The organism is Anaerobiospirillum succiniciproducens DSM 6400 (genome assembly GCF_000482845.1).
GTDB classification, from domain to species: Bacteria; Pseudomonadota; Gammaproteobacteria; order Enterobacterales; family Succinivibrionaceae; genus Anaerobiospirillum; species Anaerobiospirillum succiniciproducens.
Genome location: NZ_AXWV01000016.1, coordinates 14,829 through 39,982, shown reverse-complemented (window position 1 = coordinate 39,982; position 25,154 = coordinate 14,829). Strand labels below are relative to the sequence as shown.

Annotated in this window: 7 protein-coding genes; 5 read left to right on the top strand and 2 right to left on the bottom strand. The window is 45.0% G+C overall.

What is annotated here, in order from left to right; all coding sequences use genetic code 11:
• Window positions 1–157 precede the first annotated feature (157 nt).
• Both lon and H524_RS0102095 read right to left on the bottom strand, forming a co-directional pair.
• The gene (gene lon / locus H524_RS16235) at window positions 158–5,299 is read right to left on the bottom strand and encodes an endopeptidase La (protein ID WP_052338848.1); all 5,142 of its coding nucleotides are present in this window, start codon (window positions 5,297–5,299) and stop codon (window positions 158–160) included.
• 465 nt (window positions 5,300–5,764) lie between these two features.
• Window positions 5,765–8,104, bottom strand: coding sequence for a hypothetical protein (locus H524_RS0102095; RefSeq protein ID WP_027939040.1), 2,340 nt, complete (start codon window positions 8,102–8,104; stop codon window positions 5,765–5,767).
• Between the two features lie 2,033 nt (window positions 8,105–10,137).
• Between H524_RS0102095 and lpxK the strand changes: the two genes are divergently transcribed.
• The 5 genes from lpxK to H524_RS0102065 all read left to right on the top strand — a co-directional run bounded on the left by lpxK (window position 10,138) and on the right by H524_RS0102065 (window position 24,804).
• Window positions 10,138–14,004: a tetraacyldisaccharide 4'-kinase gene (lpxK, locus tag H524_RS16230; protein WP_169726115.1), complete on the top strand. Its 3,867-nt coding sequence runs from the start codon at window positions 10,138–10,140 to the stop codon at window positions 14,002–14,004.
• A gap of 249 nt (window positions 14,005–14,253) precedes the next feature.
• Entirely contained in the window at window positions 14,254–15,048 is a 795-nt protein-coding gene (kdsB, locus tag H524_RS0102085; RefSeq protein ID WP_044121277.1) for a 3-deoxy-manno-octulosonate cytidylyltransferase, read from the top strand.
• Window positions 15,049–15,374: 326 nt separating this feature from the next.
• Window positions 15,375–17,090 carry a hypothetical protein gene (locus H524_RS0102080; RefSeq protein ID WP_027939038.1) on the top strand — a complete coding sequence of 572 codons (1,716 nt, stop codon included), beginning with the start codon at window positions 15,375–15,377 and terminating at the stop codon, window positions 17,088–17,090.
• A 1,787-nt stretch (window positions 17,091–18,877) separates the two neighbouring features.
• Window positions 18,878–21,052, top strand: coding sequence for an ATPase, T2SS/T4P/T4SS family (locus H524_RS0102070; RefSeq protein ID WP_169726114.1), 2,175 nt, complete (start codon window positions 18,878–18,880; stop codon window positions 21,050–21,052).
• A 173-nt stretch (window positions 21,053–21,225) separates the two neighbouring features.
• Window positions 21,226–24,804, top strand: a complete 3,579-nt coding sequence (locus tag H524_RS0102065; RefSeq protein ID WP_169726113.1) for a VirB4 family type IV secretion/conjugal transfer ATPase — start codon at window positions 21,226–21,228, stop codon at window positions 24,802–24,804.
• Window positions 24,805–25,154: the final 350 nt, after the last annotated feature.

Here is a 25,154-nt window from a genome sequence, read left to right as displayed (position 1 = left end):
TTAAAGCCAAATCCAAAACGAAGCTAAAGTCTCATCCAAGCCCCCATAAAAGGTGCACTTGCTCAGCACCCCTCTCAAAGCAAAAACGGCAGACCAATTTGCATCGATCCGCCGTTTTAATGGCCATTATATGGCCAGAACTAACTCAAAGCTATTCTTAAGACTCAGACTTCTTCTTAGTAGTTTTCTTAACAGTCTTGGCCTTTGCTGCAGTAGCTTTCTTGGCTACAGGAGCCTTAGCCTTAGAAGCTGCAGTAGACTTAGTTGCAGCAACCGGCTTCTTAGCTACAGGAGCCTTAGCCTTAGAGGCTGCAGTAGACTTTGCAGCAACTGGCTTCTTGGCTACAGGAGCCTTGGTCTTAGAAGCCGCAGCACTAATTTTTGCAGCAACTGGCTTCTTAGCTGCAGGAGCCTTGGCCTTTGCTGCAGCGCTAGCCTTTGCAGCAATTGGCTTCTTAGCTACAGGAGTCTTAGCCTTAGAAGCAGCAGTAGACTTGGCTGAGGTAGCTTTCTTGGCTGCTGGAGCTTTGGCCTTTGATGCCGCAGTAGCCTTTGCGGCTACTGGCTTCTTGGCTGCAGGAGCCTTGGCCTTAGAAGCAGCAGTAGTCTTTGTAGCAACTGGCTTCTTAGCTGCTGGTGCCTTTACCTTGGCTGCAGTGGTCTTAGTAGCTGCAGCCTTCTTGGCTGCGCTTGCATTGGCAGCAGAGCGCTTGGCAGCACCGGCTTGCTTGATGGCCTCAGCATTGTCGCCAATAAAGGAGCCAGTAGAGGCCTTACTATTGCGAGGTGTGGCTGAACCTGGAGTGCCTGTAGACTTTGCTGCTGTCTTTACCTTGGATGCTACCTTGGTAGTTGCTTTTGATGATTGTGCTTTGTCGGCCTTATCCTTGGCATCCTCTGGGTAGAGGCCATCATCGTCAAAGTGGATTACCTTTGGACCGTTGTAGCCTGGGAGTGCCTTCTTAATGAGTGGTTGAACCTGACTAAAGAGGGTGTAGGCCACATCCTCGTACTTGTCAGCAAAGTAGAAGGTTACGCCAGAGCGTACGTGCTCAGGTAACTCTTTAACATCGCCCTCATTACCAATTGGGATAATGAGATCGAAAATACCAACACGACGAGCCGCAATTACCTTTTCACGCAGACCACCAATTGGCAGTACGTGACCAGTTAAGGTGAGCTCACCAGTCATAGCATGTCTTGCAGCAGGAGCGGTGTTTAAGGCCAGCGAGAGTAATGAAGTAGCCATGGTTACACCAGCTGATGGGCCATCCTTTGGAATAGCACCTTCAGGAACGTGTAAGTGTACGGTCTTCTTCTTAAAGAAAGCTGTCTGTGTCTTAGTAGAGCAGAACATGTTCAGGTGTGACTGTACATAAGAAAGAGCAATCGAGGCTGATTCTTTCATCACGTCACCGAGTGATCCAGTTAGCTTAAAGCCTGCAGTATCGTGGCTAGTAATAATGGACTCAACAGGTAAGGTCACACCACCTGAGGCAGTCCAAGCAAGACCAGTTTGAATACCAATACCCTCTAAGAGCTTTTCACGCTTAAATGGAGCAGTACCAAGATAAGTCTCAAGATCAGACTCGTTGATGATGACCTTGCTCTCACCTTGAATGAGTTTTACTGCAGCCTTACGAATCAGCTTAGCAATGGAGCGCTCTAAAGAACGCACGCCGCTTTCACGAGCATAGCCATCGATAAGTGCAGTTAAGCACTCATCTGGCAGACGCAGGGCGCTGCTATTACGCTTCATGCCGGCATTTTCTAAAGCTCGTGGCAGTAAGTGCTTCTTAGCAATGGCAAACTTCTCTTTAGCAATGTAGCCAGAGAGTCTGATTGGATCCATACGGTCTAAAAGCGGAGCTGAGATAGTCTCAGTGCTGTTGGCAGTACAGATAAACAGACAGTTAGACAGGTCCATCTTTTCATCTAAATAGACGTCTAAGAAGTTCTTATTTTGTTCAGGATCTAAGGTCTCAAGCAGAGCTGAGTCTGGATCACCGTGATAGGACTTACCAAGCTTATCGATCTCATCGAGCATGATAACTGGGTTCATCACCTTAGTTTCACGCAGTGCTGAGACAATCTTGCCAGGCATTGCGCCAACATAAGTCTTACGGTGGCCTTTGATCTCGGATACATCATCAATACCGCCTAAAGATAAGCGATAGAAAGGACGATTCAAGGCTTTGGCAATAGACTTACCAATAGAGGTCTTACCCACACCAGGAGGGCCCACAAAGAGCATGATCTGACCTGAGGTATGACCTTTAAGAGCGCCAACAGCTAAGAACTCAATAATACGATCCTTAACATCCTGCAGACCCTCATGATCCTCATCTAAGATCTTACGGGCACGCTCTAAGTTAACAGCATTAGCTTTCTTAGCATCCTTGGACTTATTGGAGGCTAAACGCTCTTTGCTCATCTTGCCCCATGGAATGGAGGTGATGATGTCTACATAGTTACGGGTAGTGCCGTACTCGGAGCTTGAGGTTTCAAGCATAGAGAGCTTCTCAATTTCCTCATTAAAGCGAGCTTTAATATGCTCTGGAGGATTGAGCTTAGCCATACGCTCTTTGAATTTCTCAATATCGATGTCTTTTTCATCAGCTGAAAGACCCAGCTCTTTTTTGATTTCATTGAGCTGTTCGCGTAAGAAGAAGTCCTTTTGGCGCTTTTGAATCTTGTCAGAAACCGATACTTTAATCTTGTCTTGTAACTTAGCAGCAGAGAGCTCACGTGAGATGAGATCGAAGGTCAGCTTTAAGCGTGGCAAGATTGGGATGGTGTCGAGCACCTCTTGCAGTTCTTCTGGCTTAGATTGAGTAATTGAGGCAGCGCAGTCAGCTAAGGTAGATGGATTAGAAATGTCAAAGCGTGACAGATACTGTCTCATCTCCTCGGTGATCATAGGATTGAGCGGAATCATCTCCTGCAGCGCAGCAGTGATGCCTAAGCAATAAGCGCGAGTCTCGACTTCTTTTTGAGCACCGGCCTGGCGCTCATTTAAAGAGCTAACACCAAAGACAACCTTACCGCCTAAGATGCTAGCAAGCTTGCTGCGGATCATAGCAGCACGCTGCAGATCGCCCCACTTGCCAGAGCGCTTTTCAGCACCCTTAGCTGCACTCTTGGCAGAGGTTCGCTTGGATCTCTTTGATCCTTTAGTCTCGCCCTCATCGTCATCAAGCTCATCAACCTCTTCCATATCGGCAGTGATTTGAGCTAAGTCCTTGCCCTTCATTAAGAAGCTTAAGAACTCTTTGAGCTCAGGCTTGATTTGACCTTCGCCACTGACAACTAAGTTAGTCTCTTGAGAGCCATCTTCATTTTGCACATCGCCAATAATGTGCATTTGAGCGCCTTCAGACTCATTGTTATCTAAAGAGGATAAATAGCCCTCAGCATCATCAGCAGCCCTGATAGTCTCAGCTGCAGATGCTTCTTTAGCTAACTGTTGCTCGTGTTCATTTTGAATCTCAGTTAAGCGCAGGAGTAAATCCTCAGAGGAGTCACGACCTGGCATAAAGGTAACGACGGCAGTATCGTTGTTGATAAAGCCGATATTTGGACCTGTAACTGGCTCTTCGTTAGGAGTCTCATCTTTAGGAGTATTAGCGATGATTTCTTTAAGCGCAGCGTCCTTAAAGTCTTTTTTCGCACGAGCAGTTTCTTCTTCCTCGCGCTCACCAATCTTGGCAATGAGGTTAAAGAGATCTTCTCTAGAGTAACCTTCACTAGCTTCATGATCTGAGCTATCTGAAGCGCTACGATCAGACTCATCTTCTAAGATCTTAGAGATACGCTCCATGAACTCATAAGAGAGCTTATTATCGGCTTGCTCTAACTTACTATCAATCTCGGCCTGACCTTTTTTAGAGGTAACGCCAACGAGCTGCTGATCATTATTTGGCTGACGCTTTTGACGCAGCTCAGTAATCGAGAACATATTGCTAAGCTGCTTAGCAATATCAGATAAGGTCTTATCGTTAATCTCATCATCATCATTAACGTTAAGGCGCATGGTAATAGTGTCATTACCCTGGCTATCCTTACCCACAATAGTCTGACTAAGCTGACTTTCACCTCGTAAGACAGATACACCATCGTTAGAGGCAGGGCCATCTAGAGCATCCTTAGCGTCAACAACGCCCTCAGCATAAGCTGCTGCATTAGATGCAGCATCTGCCGCAGCTGTTGATGCAGCGTCTGCAGCATTGCTCTTGTCTTTATTAGCAGTGCTTTGTGTATCGTTTTTGCCAGAAATAGCCTTGATGGCCTCTAAAACAGGAGAGCCATTGGTTGATGACTTATCAACATTGCCGATGAGGCTTTGTGCGATCTCACGGGCCTTTGGAGAAATATGGGCGAGATCTTCATGCAGCTGCTTTGATCTTTCGGTGATGATGCGTACAGCCTTGGAATAGTATGAGTTGAGCTTGTTTAGCTCATCCTTAGTTGGACGAGCTAAGAACATAGCAATCTGATACTTCTCGTCATCAGAGAGATCTTTATAGCCAATAAAGTCAAAGAGGCTGTCTAATTTAGCCTTGGAAAGACGACCAATGGTGCGATCGTCTCTAAAAATGAAGTAGTTAAAATCGAAGGTGCCAGGCTTCTTTTGGACATCAATACCAATAGATCTGCCATAGTCACGCATCTCTTTTAAGATGTTCTGCAGCTTCTTATCAAAAGCAACGGAGCGATCAATGCTATCGCGTAAAGCTTGATTGTTAGCATTGAGCTTGTCACGAGTAGATGGATTGGCAAGACGATACTCGATTTCTGGGTAGCGTACCTGTGCTAAGTTCTTACGGATGTCAGCAACTTCAATGAGGCTAACACGGCGTACACCTTCACAGACAATATCAATCTCCTCAGGGCCTGAGCGAGCAGAGAGCAGACGCACCACAGTACCAGTCTTAGGAAAGTCCTTAACTGCTAAGTGAGACTTCTTAAGCTTGTCATTGTCCACTGCGAACATGGCAAAGGTGTGATGGGATGAGGATATAACCTCAGTAATCACATCGAGCCATTCGATAGACAGCTGAATAGTTGTAATCTGCGATGGCAAAATTGGGCGGCCGTACAGAGGGACCACATGGAGCTTAGATGGCAGACGGTTACCCAATTCATCACGGTACAGATCTGTCATAGCTAGAGGATTGTCATTATCATAGCCATCTTCAATCTTGTACTCGTTATCACTCTTCTCTTCGCTGCCCATGTTAAGTGGGCTAGCTACTAGAAGAGAGTTCAACATAGTCTTGATATCGTCAAATTCAGCCATATGTGTGTGAAATCCTTGAACGAACCCCTTCATTTGCGCCTCTTGAGAGCTCAAAGACTTCAAAGCTTCAAAAAAAGCATGTCCTTAAGCGTCAAAGGGGCAAACAACAGTTAACTTATCTATTGCAGCATACACTTAAGATAGAAAGTAGACATGGCCAAGTGCACAGAATTTAGAAAAATAATCGTTTCTAAGTCATGCAAACCATCGCTTCGCCATTTTACTAGTCAACTACAGCTGCCTAGCCGCGATCGTCAGTAACTAAGCACCAATTTAGCCTTTCAATTGCACCATAAGCCAAGCTTTTTAGTATCTTGCAACGCTCAACGTGATGCCATTAGCATCACGCGTTGATGACCTTGATGCTATTAGCATGGTGTATTGAGCATGATGAGCTTATTTCATACAGCTATCATCATGCTCTGTGGTGCTGACAAAGCTAGGCTAAATAGCCATTACTAGTGGCTACTCAGCGCTTTTCTTAGCGCGAGTGCGCTTTGGCTTTACTACCTCAGCTGCCTCATAGGCAATAGCGATAGCTTCTCCTTGAGCTGCAGCAGTCTTGCTGCTACGGCGACGAGTTGTTCTCTTGGTAGCTTGAGTCTCTGACAGCGCCTCATCTGCAGCTGCTGTAGCTTTGCAGCTACGTGATCTTGGGCTCTTAACTACCTGAGTGTCTTCTTGTGTTGTATCAGCTGTGCTCTTAGCACTTGAGCCTTTAGATCTGCTGCGAGTGGTAGTCTTTTTAACTGCCACTTGAGTGTCTTCGCTAGTAGTTTCAATTGCATCAGCGCTAGGCATAGCTAAGCTTGATTGAGCAGCGCTTGACGCATCAGTGGCGCTATCGGCATCAGACTGTGAAGCTGCATCTTTAGCGATGCTCTTAGTGCGCTTGGTAGTCTTTGTCTTTTTGCTCTCGGAGCTGGTGCTAGTTCTGGCTTTTTTGGTCTTGTTCTTATCCACCTGAGACTTAACATTAGCTAAAGCAGCAGCTCTTTCTTCGGCTAAATCATCTGGATTGATATTGGCTGCCTTAAGCTCATCATCGTGAGCTCCCATGACAGGATCATCACCAAAGGCAATAGCCGCTGCACGTAGTAAAGCTGCATTTGGGAACTTAGAAGTAGTTACTGCTTCATCACCCTTGTCTACAGATGCAATAGTATGGTGCTCAGCTTCGTTAGCATGAATCTTAGCTAAAGTGAGCTTGGTGCGCTTACGAGTTAAGGTGGCGCTAGCTGTGCTTTGTATAGAGTTCTGCTCGGTAACATGCGCAGTCTCATTATCTTCGGTGCTCTGAGCACTTGAGCTTTTAGCCTTGATAACGGCCTCTTTAGCAGCATTAGCAGCTACTTGCGCATCGGCAGAAGCAGCAGAGGCGCTGTTAACGGCCTCTTGAGCTTGTTGCGCAAGTAAATCGGCTTTACGGCTCTTACGCGTCTTGACCTTAACTTCGATTTCGCCAGAGGCAGTCTCAATCGTGGCATCTTTGCGAATTTGTGCCTCAGCAGCGGCGGCAGCAGCTGCTTGTAGTGCAGCCTCTTGAGCTTGCTGAGCTTGTAGCAAAGCCTCATCCTCTTCACGGGCTTTTTCTTTAGCCATGGCCTCGGCTTCAGCTGCAGCAATTTCTTCGTCACTCATGATAGTGCGCTTACGCTTTACCACTACCTTGATGTCAGAGACCTTGCGAGCTGGAGTTCTCTTGCCCATGACCATGCCCATTTCATCAACATCAAATGGACTATAGCTGCTTTCTACAACCGGTGTCTCTTGGGTAGGACCGTTTTGCATGAGGGACTTAAAGCGACGCAGAATTTCTGCTTGCTCAGCAATAGACTTGTTATCCACCTCAGGTACATTAGACTCATTGTCTAAGCGATCTTTAACGCGTCTACCACGAGTGCGAGTGGCATCAGAACGATATCCATTTGAATAGCTATCGCCATCTACAATACGACGGGAGCGTGATCTTGTTTCGCCACGAGATGTACGGGATGCATAACCATCATCAGCAAAAGCACGTGGTGACATGGCACTATCGGTTCGAGAGCGAGAAGAGCTCTCTGTACGTGAACGCGATGAAATACTCTCAGAACGACTACGACGAGATGGACTTACATCCATACGGCTACGTGAGCGGGATGGGCCCTCGCTGCGAGTACGAGATGGACTCTCACTGCGAGTACGTGATGAGCTCTCGCTGCGAGTACGAGATGAACTCTCGCTGCGAGTGCGTGATGAGCTATCAGTGCGGGAGCGAGTTGAACCCTCAGAGCGGAAACTAGAGGAGCTAGCACTCTCTGATCTGCTACGAGTTGAGGTACGGCTACGTGGTTTAAGCTCAGAGGAACTTGAGCGTGTAGAGCGGCGCGGTGCACTCATCGGAGCATTTTCCTCAGATGCATATGCACTCTCATCATCAACTCGACGAGTTCTACGGGTACGAGTTGGCTTTTCGCTAGACTCATACATATCAGATGCGATCTCACGACGGCCTCTTGATGACCCGTCAGCTAAACCATAGGCAGTTGAGCGAGTGCGCTTGATGCCTTCGCTTCGAGTAGATCTTGAGCTGCTGCGCGATCTTGATCGTGGTGCAGAGTCATGATCAAAGCTACTTTGACTATCTGCAGTGCTGCGAGTGCGGCGGGTTCTACTGCTTTTAAGCTCAGCACCATCCTCAGTGCGATCGGAGCTTGCCTTGCGCCCACGAGCTTTGGGCTCGCTTACAGAAGTGCGAGCATTTTGATATGGTGAAACAACTCTTTCTTCAGTGTTAGAAGCTGATGAGTTCTTTTTATTCATCCTATGTCCTCAGAGCAACTCGTAAATATCGTCGTTGCGCCTTGTGTGGGCTAGTGTTGATACGTCTTTTGCCACATCTGGCCTTTAAAAGCCTAGCTAGAACTAACCACACACTATTTTTGTATGTCTTTGTGATAAAAACCAAGGCTAAAACAGTCTCAAGTCTCATTAACAAAGCATCGTGATGGGGCGATAGTACACATCATTCCCATCGAAAAAAGATTGCACTACTTCTAATCGTGCACATATCTACATCTGAATGAACGCAAAATACTAAACCTAAGGATAGCTAAGCTCAGATAGCAACTAAGCTTGCTAAAAAGCTACATAAGCTCTTGAGCTTAGCAATCTTGCAAAATAGCTAAATAAGCTTATGGACTAGCAAGCTAAGCGCACTTAGCTAATCTAAGTCATACAAGCTTAGATGGGTCTTTGCGTTGCATTGATGAGTAAAAATAGAGTTACAAAAATTTCTTAGACTTGTTTAGCTAGTTTAATAAGAAGTACAAAATGCCCTCTTAAATAAAACTATACGCTGTTGAATAGATAGTGACACACACCAACTCTGAGCTAATTTGAGGTATAAGCTCAATGGTAAAACAGCTAAGCAATGCTCCGTTGTTAAATGCAAAGTAAGCTCAAGTCTTAGTTTTGTTTTGAGAGTTTATCCTGATCTAATGTCTTGCATGCACTTGCTTGCTCATAGCCTCAATATGATCTTGCTAAGCAAGGTTAGTGAGCGTGAAGACTAGGTAAAACAGGCGCATCATGTGGACGCCAATGTAAAGCAGGGCATAGATGCGCAATTGAGCAAGTTGGTATCTTGCTTGATTAAAATTCTGCGTGGTAACGCTGTAGCTTGCTTGAGATAACGTGATCGATCAGAGCAAGTTTTAGCAGTTTGAAAGCTTAGCTAGGCTTACTTTAGTGAGTGTTATTAGATACTCAGAATATACAAGCTCATCGTTATGCTTGTTAGCTTTGTCTACTGCTATCAAAAAAGTTTGCCAAGTTTAGGCTTATTGATAAGCAATTCAAACTTATCCTATCTTGAACCTAGATAGCTAGGCCTCTGTCATGTGTAAGCACAATAATAAGCATATGACTTGTGAGATTGCAAATCAAGCGTACTGATTGCGCAAACTTTGCAATCATAGCGCAATATTGCACCATAAACATAACATAATACTCTTATGTATCCTTGATATGTGGCTTGCCTGCTCAGTTTTAGGCTCTATAGTCGCAATCAATGTCCTTGCAAACTCTTCTTTATTCGACTGTAAATTGTAGATAAAGAAAGTCCATTTTAATTGCAATTAAACCAAAACTCTTGGCCATAATACAATAAGTTTGCGCAATCCATTCTTAGACATAAAACTTGTGCTATAGCCACTAAAAAACAATCGCTTCTTCCAAAGTGGCATTGAATAGTAAAACCATAGCCATCATATGATAATAGCTAAGAGCTTGCAAAGAGCGCACTAGAACTAAGCAAGCTGTTATAGCTAAGAGGCAAGATAGAGCAGTAGCTTATTATCCTAAACAACGGCAAATACACAACAGCTCAAGATCATCGCCGCGTAATTACTCGTAATTAGATGACAAAATTATTAGCGAGTAACAGAACAAACGCGCTATTAGTCTATATAGCCCGAATCACGGTGTTATAATGAGCGTTTTGAGAACAATTTAAGAAAAGTTCAATACAAGATCTGCTAGCTCATTAGTGCAGGGTAGATAGATTTGCGCTATGTGCTTGAGTTAGGTGCTTATGATCTTGTCAAAATTATTGTCTAGAATGCGTGTAATCTTTGCACTCATCAAATTCACAGCAAAGTCTTCTGCGCTATCCTAAACGTATTGAAAGACTTGTGCTTATTTAGCCTAAGTGCTAATAATTTTCTTGCTCAAAATAAGTCCACTTTTGGTCTCATGAGCATACATAATTTGCCTATGTTTAGCTGTGATCTTTAATTATTGCAGCTGAGCTGGCGTTGGTTAGATCTCATAACACAGTTTGGAAGAACCAAGAATTGTCATTCATTGATACACTCTGGTACGGAAAGGGCCTCTCAGCAGCATTGCTCAGAGTGCCACTGCTGCCTTTTTCTGCGTTGTTTGGACTGGTAACTTCGGTACGTCGTAGCTTGTACACTCAAGGCTATTTAAAGTCGACCGGACCAGTGGTGCCAGTGGTTGTAGTTGGCGGCGTAACTGTAGGCGGTACTGGCAAAACTCCAATTGTGATTGCGCTGGTTAATGAGCTAACCGAACGTGGTTTTAATCCTGGCGTGCTCTCTCGTGGCTATAAAGCCAAATGCGATGTCTTCCCATCCCAAGTTCCAATGGACTGTGATCCTGAGATCTTTGGTGATGAGCCTTCTTTAATTCGCCGTTCAACTGGTGTACCTGTAGTTATCGATCCTGTACGTACTCGTGGTGCTGATTACCTTGCGGGCTTAGGCGTAGATGTGATTATTACAGACGATGGATTGCAGCACTATGCTTTAGACAGAGAAGTAGAGATTTGCGTCTTAGATGGTACTCGCATGCTCGGTAATGGTTGTCTGCTCCCCGCAGGCCCATTACGTGAAGGTGAATGGCGTCTGAGCGCGGTTAATTCTATTGTGGTCTCAGGTGCTGTTGCGCATCTTGGTCATAATCCAATGATGCTGCGCCCAAGTGCCATCACTGCTCTCAATCCAGATAACCCAAAGCAGTTAGAAGAAAGAGGAGAGGTTACCGCCTTCTGTGGCATTGGTAATCCAAGTCGCTTTTACAAGACTTTAGAAGACTGTGGATTTGTGGTTGTCAAGAAAGTTGAAGTAGGCGATCACAACAAAATGCCTTTTGATAAGCTGCGTGAGCTTGCCTCAGAGCGCACTGTCATCATGACAGCCAAAGATGCTATCAAGTATCGTAAAGAGGCTAAAGAAAACGCAATTGAAAATGTCTTTGTACTAAACGTAGCAGCTCAGCTCTCCAAGCATTTCTTTGACGATATTGTCTCTAAGATTAAGCTGTCACTACACCGCGTTGAGCAGCGTCGCCGTCGTCGTGAAGAGGCTGGCTATGTACTGCAAAAGGTTGAGGGTATTGAGGATTACGGCATTAAAGCTGATGCTGATTACATTACTAAAACTGCAGCTAGACTTTCTGCTGAGATGCAAAATGCAGAGCTTGCTAAAGCTCGTTTAAAGGCAGCTCTAAGAGCCGATAAAGAAGGCCCAGTACTGCCAGCTGACGATATTGAAATTAATCCAGAGCTCAATATCGACTTTAGCAAGCAAGTTAGCAAAGACGATGATCCACCACGTCAGATGGAATTTGAGCATCAAGCCCGCGCTGATTTCGTCAAAAGAGAAACCGTCGTGGTCGATGCCTACCGTCCAGGCATTGGCAAATCAAGCTCCTCCAAGCTCGATAGCAAGCGCGATGACGATCTCGACGACCTGCTGAATACCAAGCATGACGACCAGCTTCAAGAAAATGCCGTCGCAGCCAAGCAAAACGACAATGCCAATGTGGCCAAGCACACTGACAATGCCGTAGACTCCAAGCAAGATGAAAGTGTAGAGGCTACCAAGCACGACGACCAGATTGAGGAAAATGCCGTCACCACCAAGTCTGAAGCTAACCATGCTGATGACCAGGTAGATGCTATCAATGCCGATGACGCTATTGAGTCCCTTCAGATCGCCGATGAGACTGATGTAGCTAAGTCCGATACCAGCAAGGCTAATGCTAAGCCATCAGATGTCGTGGAGAGTGTAGAGCCTAAACAGGATATGTATGGTCCAGCAGCTGCGCTTATGGAGAAAGCTGCTAAGTTTTATGAGCATGCAGAAACTCTCAGGAACATTGCTGAGCAAGCACAAGCTCAAGAGGCAGCAACTGATTCTCACAAGAGCGAAGATCAATCAGTAGAGCTTACTGAGGCTAATGCAGATGAGCTCAGTGCCGTAGCAACTGCTGCCGAGCAAAACGCTAACAGCACCAATGCTGCTCAAGAAGAGCAACCACAAGCTACAGCCCAAGATCTTATTGAAGAGTCAGCAACTGCTAATGAGGATGCGTCATATATTGCGCCACTCTGGGTGCCATATATTCCAAAGGCTATTTCCAACTACTCAGCAGCAGCTGCAGTAACTACTGTTGAAAATGAAGCTACAGAAAAGACTATTGCTAAGCAAGAAACTGTCGAGGCTAAGTCTGAGCCTAAGGTTGAGGCCGATAAGTCAAAGATCACAGCCACAGCAGCCCCAGCTAAGAGTGAGTCCGTAACTACCGAAGAGACTGCTGAGGTTAAGGTCGAGCCTGTTGTTTACGATCTGTGGATTCCATCGATTCCATCACTGTTTATGCTCCAAGAGAGTAGATCAACAGTTGTGCTTGAGAGCAAGCAAGAGGCTCAAGATCTCAAGCATATAGATGCTGTTGCAGCTGAAAGCAAGAGTGCAAAGGATCAAGATGATGCTACATCCAAGAGCGTAGCAACTGATCCTGCTCTACAGGATCAGGCTAGTGATGCTTCCTTAGCAAAGGATGCTGTTGCTCAAGATACGAGTGCTAAAGACAGTGAGTCTAAGGATGCAGAGGCTAAGAGCGAGGCTGAAACTGATGTTCAGGTTGCCAAGGAGTACCAGCTGTGGATTCCGTCTATTCCAGTTCTCCCAAGCTATAAAGCAACTGCAGCTTTAGAGGCTAGCCAAACTACTACTGCGACTACAACTACTAAGTCGAAGAGTACAGCTAAGAAAGCCACCACTAAGGCAAGTGCAGCTGATAGTGCAGCCAAATCATCTAAGGCCACTACAGCCAAGGCAAGTGCATCTGGTAGTGCTGTTAAGACATCTCCTGGTGAGGCTATTGCTGCAGCTAAGGGGACTACTAAGAAAACTGCAACTAAGAGTGCAGCAAGTGACGGCAGTGCGGTGTCAAAGACCACAACTAGACGAGCACCAACTCGAGCTGTAATTGCTTCTATTGATGAACTGCCAAAGAGTATTCGTAAGAAGACGACTAAAGCTACCAAGGATGTAGCGAAGAGCGAGGCTGTCTTACCATTAATTGATGCTTTAGATAAAAGTGAGTCTACTGATGCTGCCAGCACTTTGGTTGCAGCAACTAAGAATGACGATGCAATTAGTGCAGTAGAGACTACTAAGAGCACAACTCGTACTCGTAAGAAGGCTAGTGAGAGCAAAGATGCTGACAAGTCAGAGACTACTGAGGCTGAGGCAAGCACTGCAACTCGCAAGAGCACTGCTAAGAAGACTACCACTAAGTCCACTACCACTAGCACCACAAAGAGCACTACCACTCGCAAGCGCACCAGTACAGCTGCAAAGAGTAAAGCTGCAGAGGATGTCACTGAGTTAAGTGAGGACAAGGTAGAGGTTGCAACTAGCAGTAAGACCACTACTAAGGCAAAGAGCACTACAGCCAAGACAACTAAGAAGACTAGCAAGGCAGAGAGCGCATCAGATGCTGAGGTAACTACCAAGAAGTCAGCTAAGGCTGATAGCACAAGCACTGCCAAGACTAGTGCTGCAGCTGAAGGTGCCGCCGATAGTGAAGCTTCAACCAAGAAGACAACTAAGGCCAGCGCCAAGGCTGATGCTGCCAAGTCAGACTCAGCTAAGGCTGAGAGCGCCAAAGTAGACTCAGCTAAGGCAGAAAGTGCCAAGGCAGATTCAGATAAGGCCGAAAGTGCATCTGAAAGTGAGTCTAGCGCTAAGAGCACGGCTAAGCGTACAGTTAAGAGAACTACGCGTAGCAGCGCTAAGGATGAAAAAGATATTTTTGTCCTTAAGAAAATGCGTGATGTCTACGATCCAAATGCAGTTCCAACCAAACTGAAGCGCAAGACTACTACTAAAAGCAAGAGCGCTGAATAGCTAGTGTTTGTATGATGAAAAAGCCTCCACTTTGTAAAAGATTGTGGGGGCTTTTTTGCATCTAAGTCTATGTATAGCATCTAATGTGCTCTACAATGATGTCTATTGCCATCGTCACTGTGAAGGCTGCTTTGATGTTTTATCGGAGAGTAGCTAAGATCGTGAGGTGGATTGATCGTTTTGTTGTTTAGAGCAATTAACAGGATGCAGTTTCTAGCTATAAGCCAAACTGCTTAGAGAACATTCATTATGAGTCAGAAAGTTGAGTATATTGTGGCCATTCCGTCACGTTACGCTTCAACCAGATTAGCAGCCAAGCCGCTTGCCATTGTTGATGGCAAACCAATGATTGTTAAGGTTTGTGAAAAGGCACTAGAGTCATCCGCTAAGTACGTTATGGCCTGTATCGATCATGAAGAAGTTGCTAAAGCTTTAGAGCCACTTGCTCAGGCAAATGAGCGTCTGCGCATTTGCATGACTTCTCAAAAGCCACGCTCTGGTACTGAGCGTATTGCGGAGATGATTGCAAACGAGCACATTGATATGGATACCATTGTGGTCAATGTCCAAGGTGATGAGCCGCTTATCACCAAAGATCACATTGATGAGGTGGCAGCTCTGTTAGCTAGCTCCAGTGCATCCATGTCCACTCTGTGCTCTGAGATCCATAATATCAATGATGTTTTCGATCCAAACTGCGTCAAGTGCGTGATGGATATGAACAACTTTGCGCTGTACTTTAGCCGCACTCCAATTCCATACGAGCGCGATAACTTTGCTCTTGGCAAGGAGAATGTTAGCGAGCTTAAGTTCAAGCACTATCACCACATCGGTATTTATGGCTACAAGGCAGGCACTATCTTAGATTACTTATCTAAAGAGCCAGCTGACATTGAGGTAGCTGAGTCCTTAGAGCAATTACGTCTTCTTCACTACGGTATGAAGATCGCTGTTGCTACTACCGATAATCCTCCTGAGATCGGCGTAGATACTATTGCTGATCTTGAGCGTGTTAACCGCATCTTTGCTCAAGGCAAGGCCTAATAAGCAATTAGGCATACATCTTAGCGCCTCAGCTTAAGCTTGCATCCTCTTTAGTAAGCTTGATGAAGCATTATCAAGCTGCAGCACGGCATCGTAGCTTTTGCCTCAGCTTGCATGGCACGCGTTGGCAGCGTTGTCTGCTTGTGCTCTGAGGCGTAGAAATATTTTTGCACTCGCAGTTGTACAACTAGTTTCACAGAACGTATTACTGCAACTTTGCTGTATGTCTGTATCTAGATTACTTAAATTTTTGCGTGTTCTATGGAACTTATAGAGCTTTTGGCGGTCTTTTATGCTGACAGAAACTATCTGAGGTCAAATAGGCAATGAGGCAACTCAATCAGGCTCTTTTTCGTGTTAGAAAACTCTATGGTGCTCCAAAAGCACTGTTGCTCTTATGCACTAGCGCTATGTGTGCTATGCCTATGGCCGCTTGGGCACAAGCAAAAAGTGGTGCATCTGAGCTGCCTGTAGCCTCACAAGATCTCGCCTCTCATAACATGGATGCGCATGATGTAGCTCCTAACAAGGATGCTCCTGCTAAGAGTAAGACTTTAGTACGCATTCCTGCACTCAATCCTCAAGTACCATACTCTGATACTTTTACTGAGGATGAGTGTGACTACATCAATCTTGATGGAATTTGTACCAATAAGCAGTTTGGTTATAGCCAAAAGTTTGAGCTTTTTGAGCATGGAAAGCGCGTTGAATACAGTGTGAATGATGGCATTGTGGAAGAGGATTGTGACTCTTTTTTACACATGGCTACTCAGGGAAAAAAGCATCGCTCAGTATTCTTGCCGCAGATTGCCAAAAACTGCGACATCATGCCTCATTTACATCATAAGACCATAGCTAAGCTCACCTCTAAAAGTGGCTCTATTGTAAGCTTCGTGCTCAATGAGCGTACTGAGCAAAATGACAGTGCGTCTATGGCGCAAGCTAATTTAGCTAGAATAGATAAAATCAAAGTCAAAGAGAGCAACAATAACTATCAGTCTGTTGCTCAATCATACTCAAACTATCAGACTTTTGCCCATGCTGACTCAGTGCAAGCTCCATTAGTAAGCTCGCAAGAACAAGAGATTTTGGCGGTAAATCCGCATGCTGATGCTTTATCTGATAGTGTCTCAGTTAAGGTAGCCTCAGCTGTTTTATCTCAACAACATGGCTTAGCAGGCACTAATGCGTCCCTAACTGTAGCTCAAAAAGAAGCAGTTAATCATGCGATACAAAAGTCAGAAGAGCTCTCTAGCTCCATGAACAAGGTAGCAGACAAGATTGAGTCGCATGAGCTCAGCGCTTTATTTGGCACCGATGCGCTCATTAGCATCTTTGTTGATGAAATAGAGCTTACCGACGAGCAATATCGTGCCTTAAGCGTTAACGATCAAGGCAGTCTAGTGTTATCCGATGCAACCGTGGTGGGGCACGAAGGCCTATTAAGCCGCAATGATGATGGCACCTTATTCTTGCACTTAGATAATCACAATGGCGCGGGCGCTTTAAGCGATTTAAAACAGCCATCTAAAGCTATTGCCAAAGATATTCATTCTCAAAAGCACAGTGCTTGCCTGCAGACAAATGCTCAGCTCAAGCAAGATGCTATTGAGATGCGTAATGGCAGTACGCTAGACAACGCTGATGCTAACTTACAAAAACAAGCTCAAGGCTCAATTAGCAGTGCCAACAAAACTAAAACCATCGATAGACGTAATACTTTCACTGTTCATCCAGGCAGACAGACTGATTTTGATGTTAAGCACTTTAGCGACATCAAAGTTCTACCAATCAATGAACAAGGCACTACTCAAATCTATACACCTGATTACGATGTTTACGATCACATGCAAGATAGCAAGGTAAATCTCTCAGGTGAGCCGATTGAGCCTTCTGTATTTAAGCCTTTAGTGCCAACCATTCATCACGGTCAATTCTCATCAGGCCCAAGTCTTACCAATGTCTTTGACCAAGACAGAGATCGTAAGAATAAGCTTCTTGACCAATCTATCTTAGATTGTCACGATGGCCGCCCAGATTAGCAGCCACTACGCAAGGTCTACGAATAGTCATACCCACTACCACTGGCCTGGCACATCCGCTAGGCCCCAAAAAAAACTGTCCCAGACCTTATTACCTCAAGTGCTCCTTTCAGCCACTAGCAGCATTCTCAAGCCTTTGACAAGCATTGCTTTCCTCTTCTTATTTTTCCATCCCAACCAGCGTTAGCAGCTCAAGCTTTCTCGCTAATAGCGCTCTCCATAGCTATAGCGTTAGCCTCAATCAGTGCAAACGAAGCCGATTAGCTCCCCCATGCACTTTGCTAGGCGCTTGCAAGCTCACGGATGCTTAACTTTGCTTAAGCTGGTTAAAACTGCGCGGGTGGCGTCATTAACGGGTCGTAAACGTGTCATAAACGGCGATCCACGGCTTATAAGCGATCTGTTCTATAGTCCATTAGCAGCAAGCAAAGTGTGGCCGCTTGCTCTTAAGTCTCAGCTCTTTTGAGCAGCATGCTGGTAAAACGTCTATCAACATGTGCTGATGGCAGATGCAGCCAAGGTTTATGAGACTCTTTGTCTCTTTGTGTGGGTAAAGTTCTGTGTTTTGCCACGACTCTTTTGGGGGATTACTTTTGTTGGAGATGATGGCCTTAACGCATATTTTTAGCTATGAAAACTAGATTGATTGTGGTGGTGTGGCTGTTTTGATGTCTGATTATGGCTTATTTTGTGGTTCATTCAAGATCGGGCTTGAGACTAGCTGTGCTCTGGCTTTGAGACGTTTTTTGTGCCGTTTGAGATCACAGATTCTGGGGCTTTTGGGCGCGAGCGAGTGCCTTAGTCAGGGGAGATAGAGGGCTTTTTAGGCAGCATTTATGGGGTAAAAGCCATCATTTTGCTTTTGCAATAGTGCTTAGGGCTCCCATAGCACAGAAAAAATATTTTTGGCTATTTTTCTAAATCTTATGCTCAAAATCGTCCTTGCATCACACTTTATAGAATTGAGCTAAGCAAGGTTCAACGCTTGTGGCGCGGCTCATATCATATTTGAGCTAAGAATAGTTGAGAAGTCTGTCACAGACATTTCATTAATCTTGCCTACTTTGCCTAAAGTAGTCTTGTAAATACGATAAATATGCCTTTTATCGCGTTTTATGGCGTTGGTGAGCTAGCCTCAATTTCGTGAGTTTTGGGGTAAAAAGTGGCCTGTGAGTGCGGTGCTTTTAGTGGTGTTTGGTGTGGTCTTTTCTGCCTTAAAAAGCTGATATAAATGGGGTTTGTTGGGCGTACGTGTTTAGTGGTGGCATGTTGATTTGGTAAAAAAGTGTGATCGCTCTCAAGTCAGGCTTAATCATGCAAACTCATCTACTGTGAATTATTAACCAGCCATAATTTGAGCAATTTGTCTAAGTGCCTATGATGTCCTTTGTCAGGACGCGATTGACAGCAAACCTTTGGCAAACTGCCTCACGCCCAAGTTTTCCCATCTTTAGCTCAGCACATGCAGTACTTAAGATCTCTGTTATCAGTACTTTTTAAAGGTAGAGCATCATTGTAATAGTTGGTGCTTGTTTGCCTTCTAAGACTCTGATGACATCGTTAGCAAGAGATGCTTTTTAGTTATGCATTTAAGTAATGCCTTTGAGCAGTAGCTCGTTGGGCAGGTTGAGCTAATCAAGAGTAGAACTGCTCTTAGCTTAATGGTTTCTAAGCAAGAGCCTTCTAACTATAGAGTGGTAGATAACACTATGTATGTGCATCAAAGCAGTAACAATAAGCCTGTCTTAGCAGAACGAGTATTTATAGGCCTTAATGATGATAGCCATGTGTCTTCGGCATCTTGCGCTGCTGATGCATATGCTTTAGACCAGGCAATTAACGTACAGTCAGGTAAAGCAGCTAATCAGAATGTTGATGGTGCTGCAGATACAGATCCTGCAGCTAAAGATAATGTCGATACAGCTCCTGCAGATAAAGATACTGCGGATACTTCTCTAGCAGCTAAAGAGACTTTAGTTGCTAGCTCTGGTGCAGATAATTGCGATATGGCGGGGGCTGGTGATGTGGCTGAGGCTCTCGTTAGTGCTAGTGAAGTTAAGGAGAACAAGCTTAGCGCTCTTCTTTGTAAGATGTGCGCATTTGATAAAGAGTATGGCCTAGGTAGTGCTGAAAAATATGATGCAATTGACGCTCTAACTATTACCGTGCCTGAAGCTGAGCGTATGTGCCCTGAGGGCTTTAGCTTGGTACATCAGTCTTTTACTGAGGCTTTTAGATCTTATAAGCGCATTAATAGAGCTACTGTAGCAAAGCACAAGCTGCCGATGAGCATAAGAGCATTAGATATGCTTGAGAATGCTGATGAGAGCATGTTTGCAGAGCGTCAAGAGGCTTTATTCACCTTGGTGTTAGCGCTAGGCGGCCCGATCTTAGAGCTGATGGCTGATCCAAAAGTATGTGCCATTGCCTTGGGTACTGATACTCGTGTGATCTATGAGAACAAGACAGATGAGATTTTGGTCTTACCGCAAATTGAGCAGAGCAAAATCCATATTCTCGTTCGTGAGCTCGTGTTTTTAAATGCTCCTGAGCGCATGCGTGACCATGATATTTCAGATATTCATGGAAGAGTAGGTTTAGGCAATTTTTACTTTGTAGCCGATGTGCCTCCTCACTCAAGCGTACCAGTGATCTCTATGTGGCGCTGTACTAGTGAAGTTAGCGTAAGTGGTCCTATGATCGCTGCTGCTCAAGATGATCCTGGTGTATACAGTATTTGCGATTGTCGCTTTGACCCAAAGGCTGCAGCCTTACGCAATATGAATCCTAAGGAGCGTCGTACCTTAGAGTTATGCGGTAAAGCAGAGGATAAGGTCGAAGGAGATTGTGAGATCGCCTCTGTGCTCGAGCTTGATCTCAAGCTTAGCGAGCGTGCTTGGAAGATGCTCAATAAGATTGAGCGCAAGTGGCGTACTGGCAATTACAACATCGAGTCCTTACGCATGCTCACATATTTAGTGGGCCCTGAGATTATTGAGCTTTTAGCTAATCCTGAGGTAACTGAGATCGCGCTAAACTCCGATCGCCGTTTGTTTATCAATACATATACTGAGCGCTCAATTGAGCTAAGTAACTCAAGCAATACCAATATTGAGGCGCTGATGCGTTTGCTCTCCTCAATGCTTGATATGGACTTAGGCTCTGACAAGCACATCTTATCTGGCATCTTGCCGCTTGATGGCAGTCGTGTAGAGTGCAATCGTCCTCCAGTCGTGCCTAATCCAACTCTAGTCATTCGTAAACATGCTGCTTGCTCTATGACCTTAGATCGTCTGATGGATCTTAAGATGCTGACGATGACTGAGTACGTCATCTTAGAGCATGCGCTTAAGGCTCGTCTGAGCATTCTAGTCTCAGGTGAAACTGGCTCAGGCAAGACCACCTTACTTTCTGCCTTAATCAATCAGCTTGCCGATATTGCCCCAAGCGAGCGTGTCATTTGTTTAGAAGATACACCGGAGCTTATGCCGGTTATTGCTAACTGTACTCATGCCTATACCTCAGATAGTACTGATATGAGTGAGTTAGTACGTTCTGCTCTAAGACAGCATCCAGATCGTATTGTGGTCGGTGAAGTACGTGGTCCAGAGGCTTTAGATCTTATCGATGCATTGTGCACTGGTCATAAAGGTAGCTTCTCATCCATGCATGCTGGAAGCGCAGAAGAAGCCATTAAGCGTTTAGGCCTCATGATCTCTCGCAATGAACAAGCACCAGAAAACTACAACGATTTAGTTGCAAGTGGCGTCGACATTATCGTGCAAATGGAAAGCCGCCCACAGCCACATATTCGCAGCATCAAGTGCGTTAAGGGCATCGAAGATGAGCAATTCATTATTAAGCCAATCCGCTCAACTCGCGATATTGACCACTACATTGAGCTGAGTCAATCCCAAGATGATCACGAGCAACGCGATTTGCAGCAGCTGCAAGCTAATTAAGCTTACTAGAACCTTAGCGCTGTTTAGTTTATTTACGAGCTTAAGCCAGGGAGCAAGTGCTCCTTGGGCTCAGTACTTTACTCTTGCTTTAAATATTTGAGGCTGATATGACAACTAACGAGCTCCTAATAAGTGTTTGCCTAACCATGGCACTCTTGTGTGGTGTGTTAGCAGTGTTATTTTTCCTCCGTTCGCGTCTTAGTGTTCCAGAGTATGCCAAGATGCCTACGGTATGCGATTTAATCGACTATGCCACTATGCCAACACAAGATGTCATTGTGCTTAAGTCTGGTGGCTTAATGAGCATGATGGAATTAATGATTCCAGACATGTCAAACTTTACCGACACCAAGCTAAAAAGCTGTTATGAGTTATGCCAAAAAGCTTTATTAAAGCTTGAGGGTAACTACGCCGTTCAGATTGACGCCATTAGATCAAAAGACAATTCCTATGCGCCAAGCATGCTCACTAGCAATGTAGTGCTAAAAGATTTAGAGAGTCGTCGTGAGCAGAAATTTGCCAAAGAAGGTAGCTATGTAACTCATATCTATCTAACCATTACATATGCAGGCAAATCTAAAGAGACCCGTCTTATCAGCCGTCTCATGACCAAAGAGGCCATGTCTAATGATAAGTACAACGCCACTATGGCCATCATTAAAGAGTTTAGACTGCGCGTAAAGATTGTGGCCGACTCCTTAAGTCAGTGCTTCCCAGTCAAGATCTTAGGCAATGAAGAGATCGTCTTATCCAGCAAGCTTAGACCTGTTTGCGGCAAAACAGCCTCAAACAATGCAGCAAGCTCTCAAGATCACGAAAGCCAATCTGCCAAGCCCCAATCTGCCAAGCAGCAAGCTGCTGACAGCACCTTAGCCTTGCAGACAACTTATGGCAGCACCATAACAGTAGATACCGCGCAAGAACATGGCGATCTTTCCTTTGAGAAGTCAAGCCAAGTTACTGCAGCAACAAGTATTGATGCTAAGCAGAGCATAGATCTTGATGACAATGCCACTACCTCAATGCCTAGAAGCAACGCTTACGACTCTAATGCCAATTGCAGTGCCGAACATAAGGCTGATCTTGCCAATGGCTCTATCGCTAGTGCTGCTGCCCATGCAGATTCAGATGCTATACATGCCGACAGTGCTTATGCAGATGCTACACATGCTGACAGTGCTGATACTAATGTGAATGCTGCACATGATGATATTGCTGACGTGGATGCTAATGCAGATGCTGATGAGGCAGATGAGTATGTCGCTAAGGCAGACGGCGCTTGCAAAGCTGCTGCAGTTGCTACAGCTGTTGCAACCGCTGTGGGCGCTGGTGGTGATGGTGATGAGGTAGGCTTATCAGGGCTTGCCAATGCTCAGATTGCAAAAGAAAAATTTGACTCATCACATCGCGGTAAGGCTGTTATTAGTCGCTTATTGACAGTGATTCATACTTGTCTAACTGCCAAGACACATCCCATTGCATATCCAGGATCGAGAGCTTATTTAGACAGTGTGCTAGCAACGGATGACTATATCTCTGGCTTTACCCCAAAGATGGGATATGAGCATATGAGTGTGTTGTCAATTGAGGGACTGCCATCAGCAACTCATGAGGCCATGCTCAATACCTTAGCTACTTTGCCTTTTGCTTATCGTTTCAATAGCCGCTTTGTCATTTTTGATCATGCAACTTCAAAAGTTTACTTGATGAAGTATCGCAGCCGTTGGTCACAAACGCAAAAGGGCATCTTATCTCAGGTCTTTAATATCGAAAGAGCCAAGGTCAACCAAAATGCTGTAGATCAGGTTAAAGATATTGATGAAGCTCAGCGAGCTTTAGATAGCAATGAGGTGATGTTTGGTTCTTATACCGCAACCTTGCTTATCCACGAGCAAAACTTCCATAAGCTCCAAGAGAAAGTAGCTGCAGCTATCGCCGCTATTGAAAGAACCGGTCTGAGTGTTCGTGTAGAGACTATGAATGCCGATGACGCATTTTTTGGTTCACTGCCTGGTCACTTGACTGAAAACTTACGTAGGCCATTAGTGTCTCAAGATGTGCTCTTAGATTTAGTACCAATGTCTCTGCCTTCACAAGGAGAGGAAACTAGCCCTAATCCTTTATACGGCTTACATGCATCTCCATTAATGCAGGTAAGAACAGAGGGTTTGAGTAAGTACTATCTTAATTTGCATGACAAGGATGTGGCTAATACCTTGGTAATTGGTCCAACTGGTGCGGGCAAATCTATGCTCCTTGGCGAGCTCATTATCAACTTGCTGCGTTATCAAAGGATGCGTGTCTTTGCTTTTGACAAGGGCTGTTCCTTCCATGCTTTAACTAAAGCCTTAGGCGGTAGTCATATCATCTTAAACAACTCAGAGCGCATGCTCTGCCCTCTATATCATTTAGAGAGTAATGCCGATCTTGATTATGCCCAAAGCTTTGTGGAGCTCTTGTTACGTCAGTCAGGTGCTACTTGTAGCCCAGAGCTAAGACACGAGATTCAGATGGCTATTAGAGCACTAAGCTCCATGCCGCATAACTTAAGACGTCTTTCTGATCTGCATAGTTTACTGTGCAGCCGTACTTTAAAAGAGGCACTGTCTGCCTATACCGCAGAGCAAAGTGAAAATTGCATCTTAGATGGCAACACCAATGCTACCACCTCAAGTTTCTTAACTACTTTTGAGTGTGCAGATGTGTTCTCACGACCTGAGTCTTTCTCTGTACCAGTGCTCAAACAAGTCTTTAGACTCATTGAGCAACAATTAGATGGTAACCCACTTGCCATCGTGGTGGATGAGGCTTGGTTAATGCTCAAAGATGATGTCTTTGCTGCAGAGCTTTTAAACTGGTTTAAGACCTTACGTAAGTACAATGCCTTTGTGATTTTGGCGACACAGTCATTGACCGACTTAGAGGCGTCAGAGCACTTTGAAAATATCTTAGAGTGCGCCAAGACCCGTATCTTCTTACCTAATTGCGATGCGATCTCAGATGCCTTGAGAAACTCATACTCCATGATGGGCTTATCTAATCAAGAGATTAACTTGGTAGCCTCCTCTGTGCCTAAGAAAGACTATTACTTCGTTAAAGGCGATCAGCGCATTTTATTTAACCTCATGCTCTCAGCTGAGGAAAAAGCTTTGTTAAGCATAGCTGGTGAACACTCTATGGCTAAAACTAATGCTCTTTATGACAAATATGGCCCACTCTTCTACACCCACATAGCTACTCAAGAGCAAGAGGCGGTAGAAGAAAACGCCATTATTAAGACCATTAGTGCCAATCACAAGCCATCGTTTATCGAGAACACATTAGGCCACAGTAATAAGCACCATGCTAACGCTAGCTCTAATGGCCAAGAAGAAGGTACGACTGCACAGGCAGATGAAGGTACTTACTGCAGCAATTCAGTTGTCAACGATTTGTTGACAACTGCCTCGGATGGCAAGAACTACCCAAAGTCCGCAGATAGCAGCAAGCAAGAGGCCTTTTACGAGCAGAAAAGATCAGTCAACCAAGATGGGTCTAGACGCTCAGCTTATGCAGGCAAAAACTTTAAGAAAAGGGCAGCTGACCATCAAAAAGGAGAGTTTAGCGCCTCAACAAGTTTAGCTAAAAGCTCAGCACAAGATCCTGCCAACAAAACAAAGGCAGGTATTAAGCAAGGCTTTGGCAGCAATCTAATCCTTAAGGCCAAAGACAAGTTGGGTGCAACCTTTGAGCAATATGCCAATCATTCATAAGCATTGGTGCAATTAACAGTATGCATATGCATAAGCAGATGTAACAGCAATGGCATATCCATATCACTATGCCACTATGCATCTAAGACCTCAATTAATCCTTTGAAGCTCCATGCCTAAAAGAAAGGTAGCGCTAAGTCATAGAGCCTGAGACCAAGGAGCAATTGCTTCTTGGTCTGATCACGCAGGGTCTAAGACTCAAGCTGAAAACAAGGAGGTGCTGCCATATACAAAAGACAATCTTGGTAATCATGTTGAACTAGCACGCAGCGCTGACGATATGCGCGAGTGCTATTACCATCCGTTTTTATCTGAATACGCTTTTGATTAACTGCCGCTTAGACCTAACT

What these genes read in the sequence shown, in the direction of transcription:
- lon (WP_052338848.1), bottom strand. Translation starts at nt 5,299, where the DNA reads ATGGCTGAATTTGACGATATCAAGACTATGTTGAACTCTCTTCTAGTA.
- H524_RS0102095 (WP_027939040.1), bottom strand. Translation starts at nt 8,104, where the DNA reads ATGAATAAAAAGAACTCATCAGCTTCTAACACTGAAGAAAGAGTTGTT.
- kdsB (WP_044121277.1), top strand. Translation starts at nt 14,254, where the DNA reads ATGAGTCAGAAAGTTGAGTATATTGTGGCCATTCCGTCACGTTACGCT.
- H524_RS0102080 (WP_027939038.1), top strand. Translation starts at nt 15,375, where the DNA reads ATGAGGCAACTCAATCAGGCTCTTTTTCGTGTTAGAAAACTCTATGGT.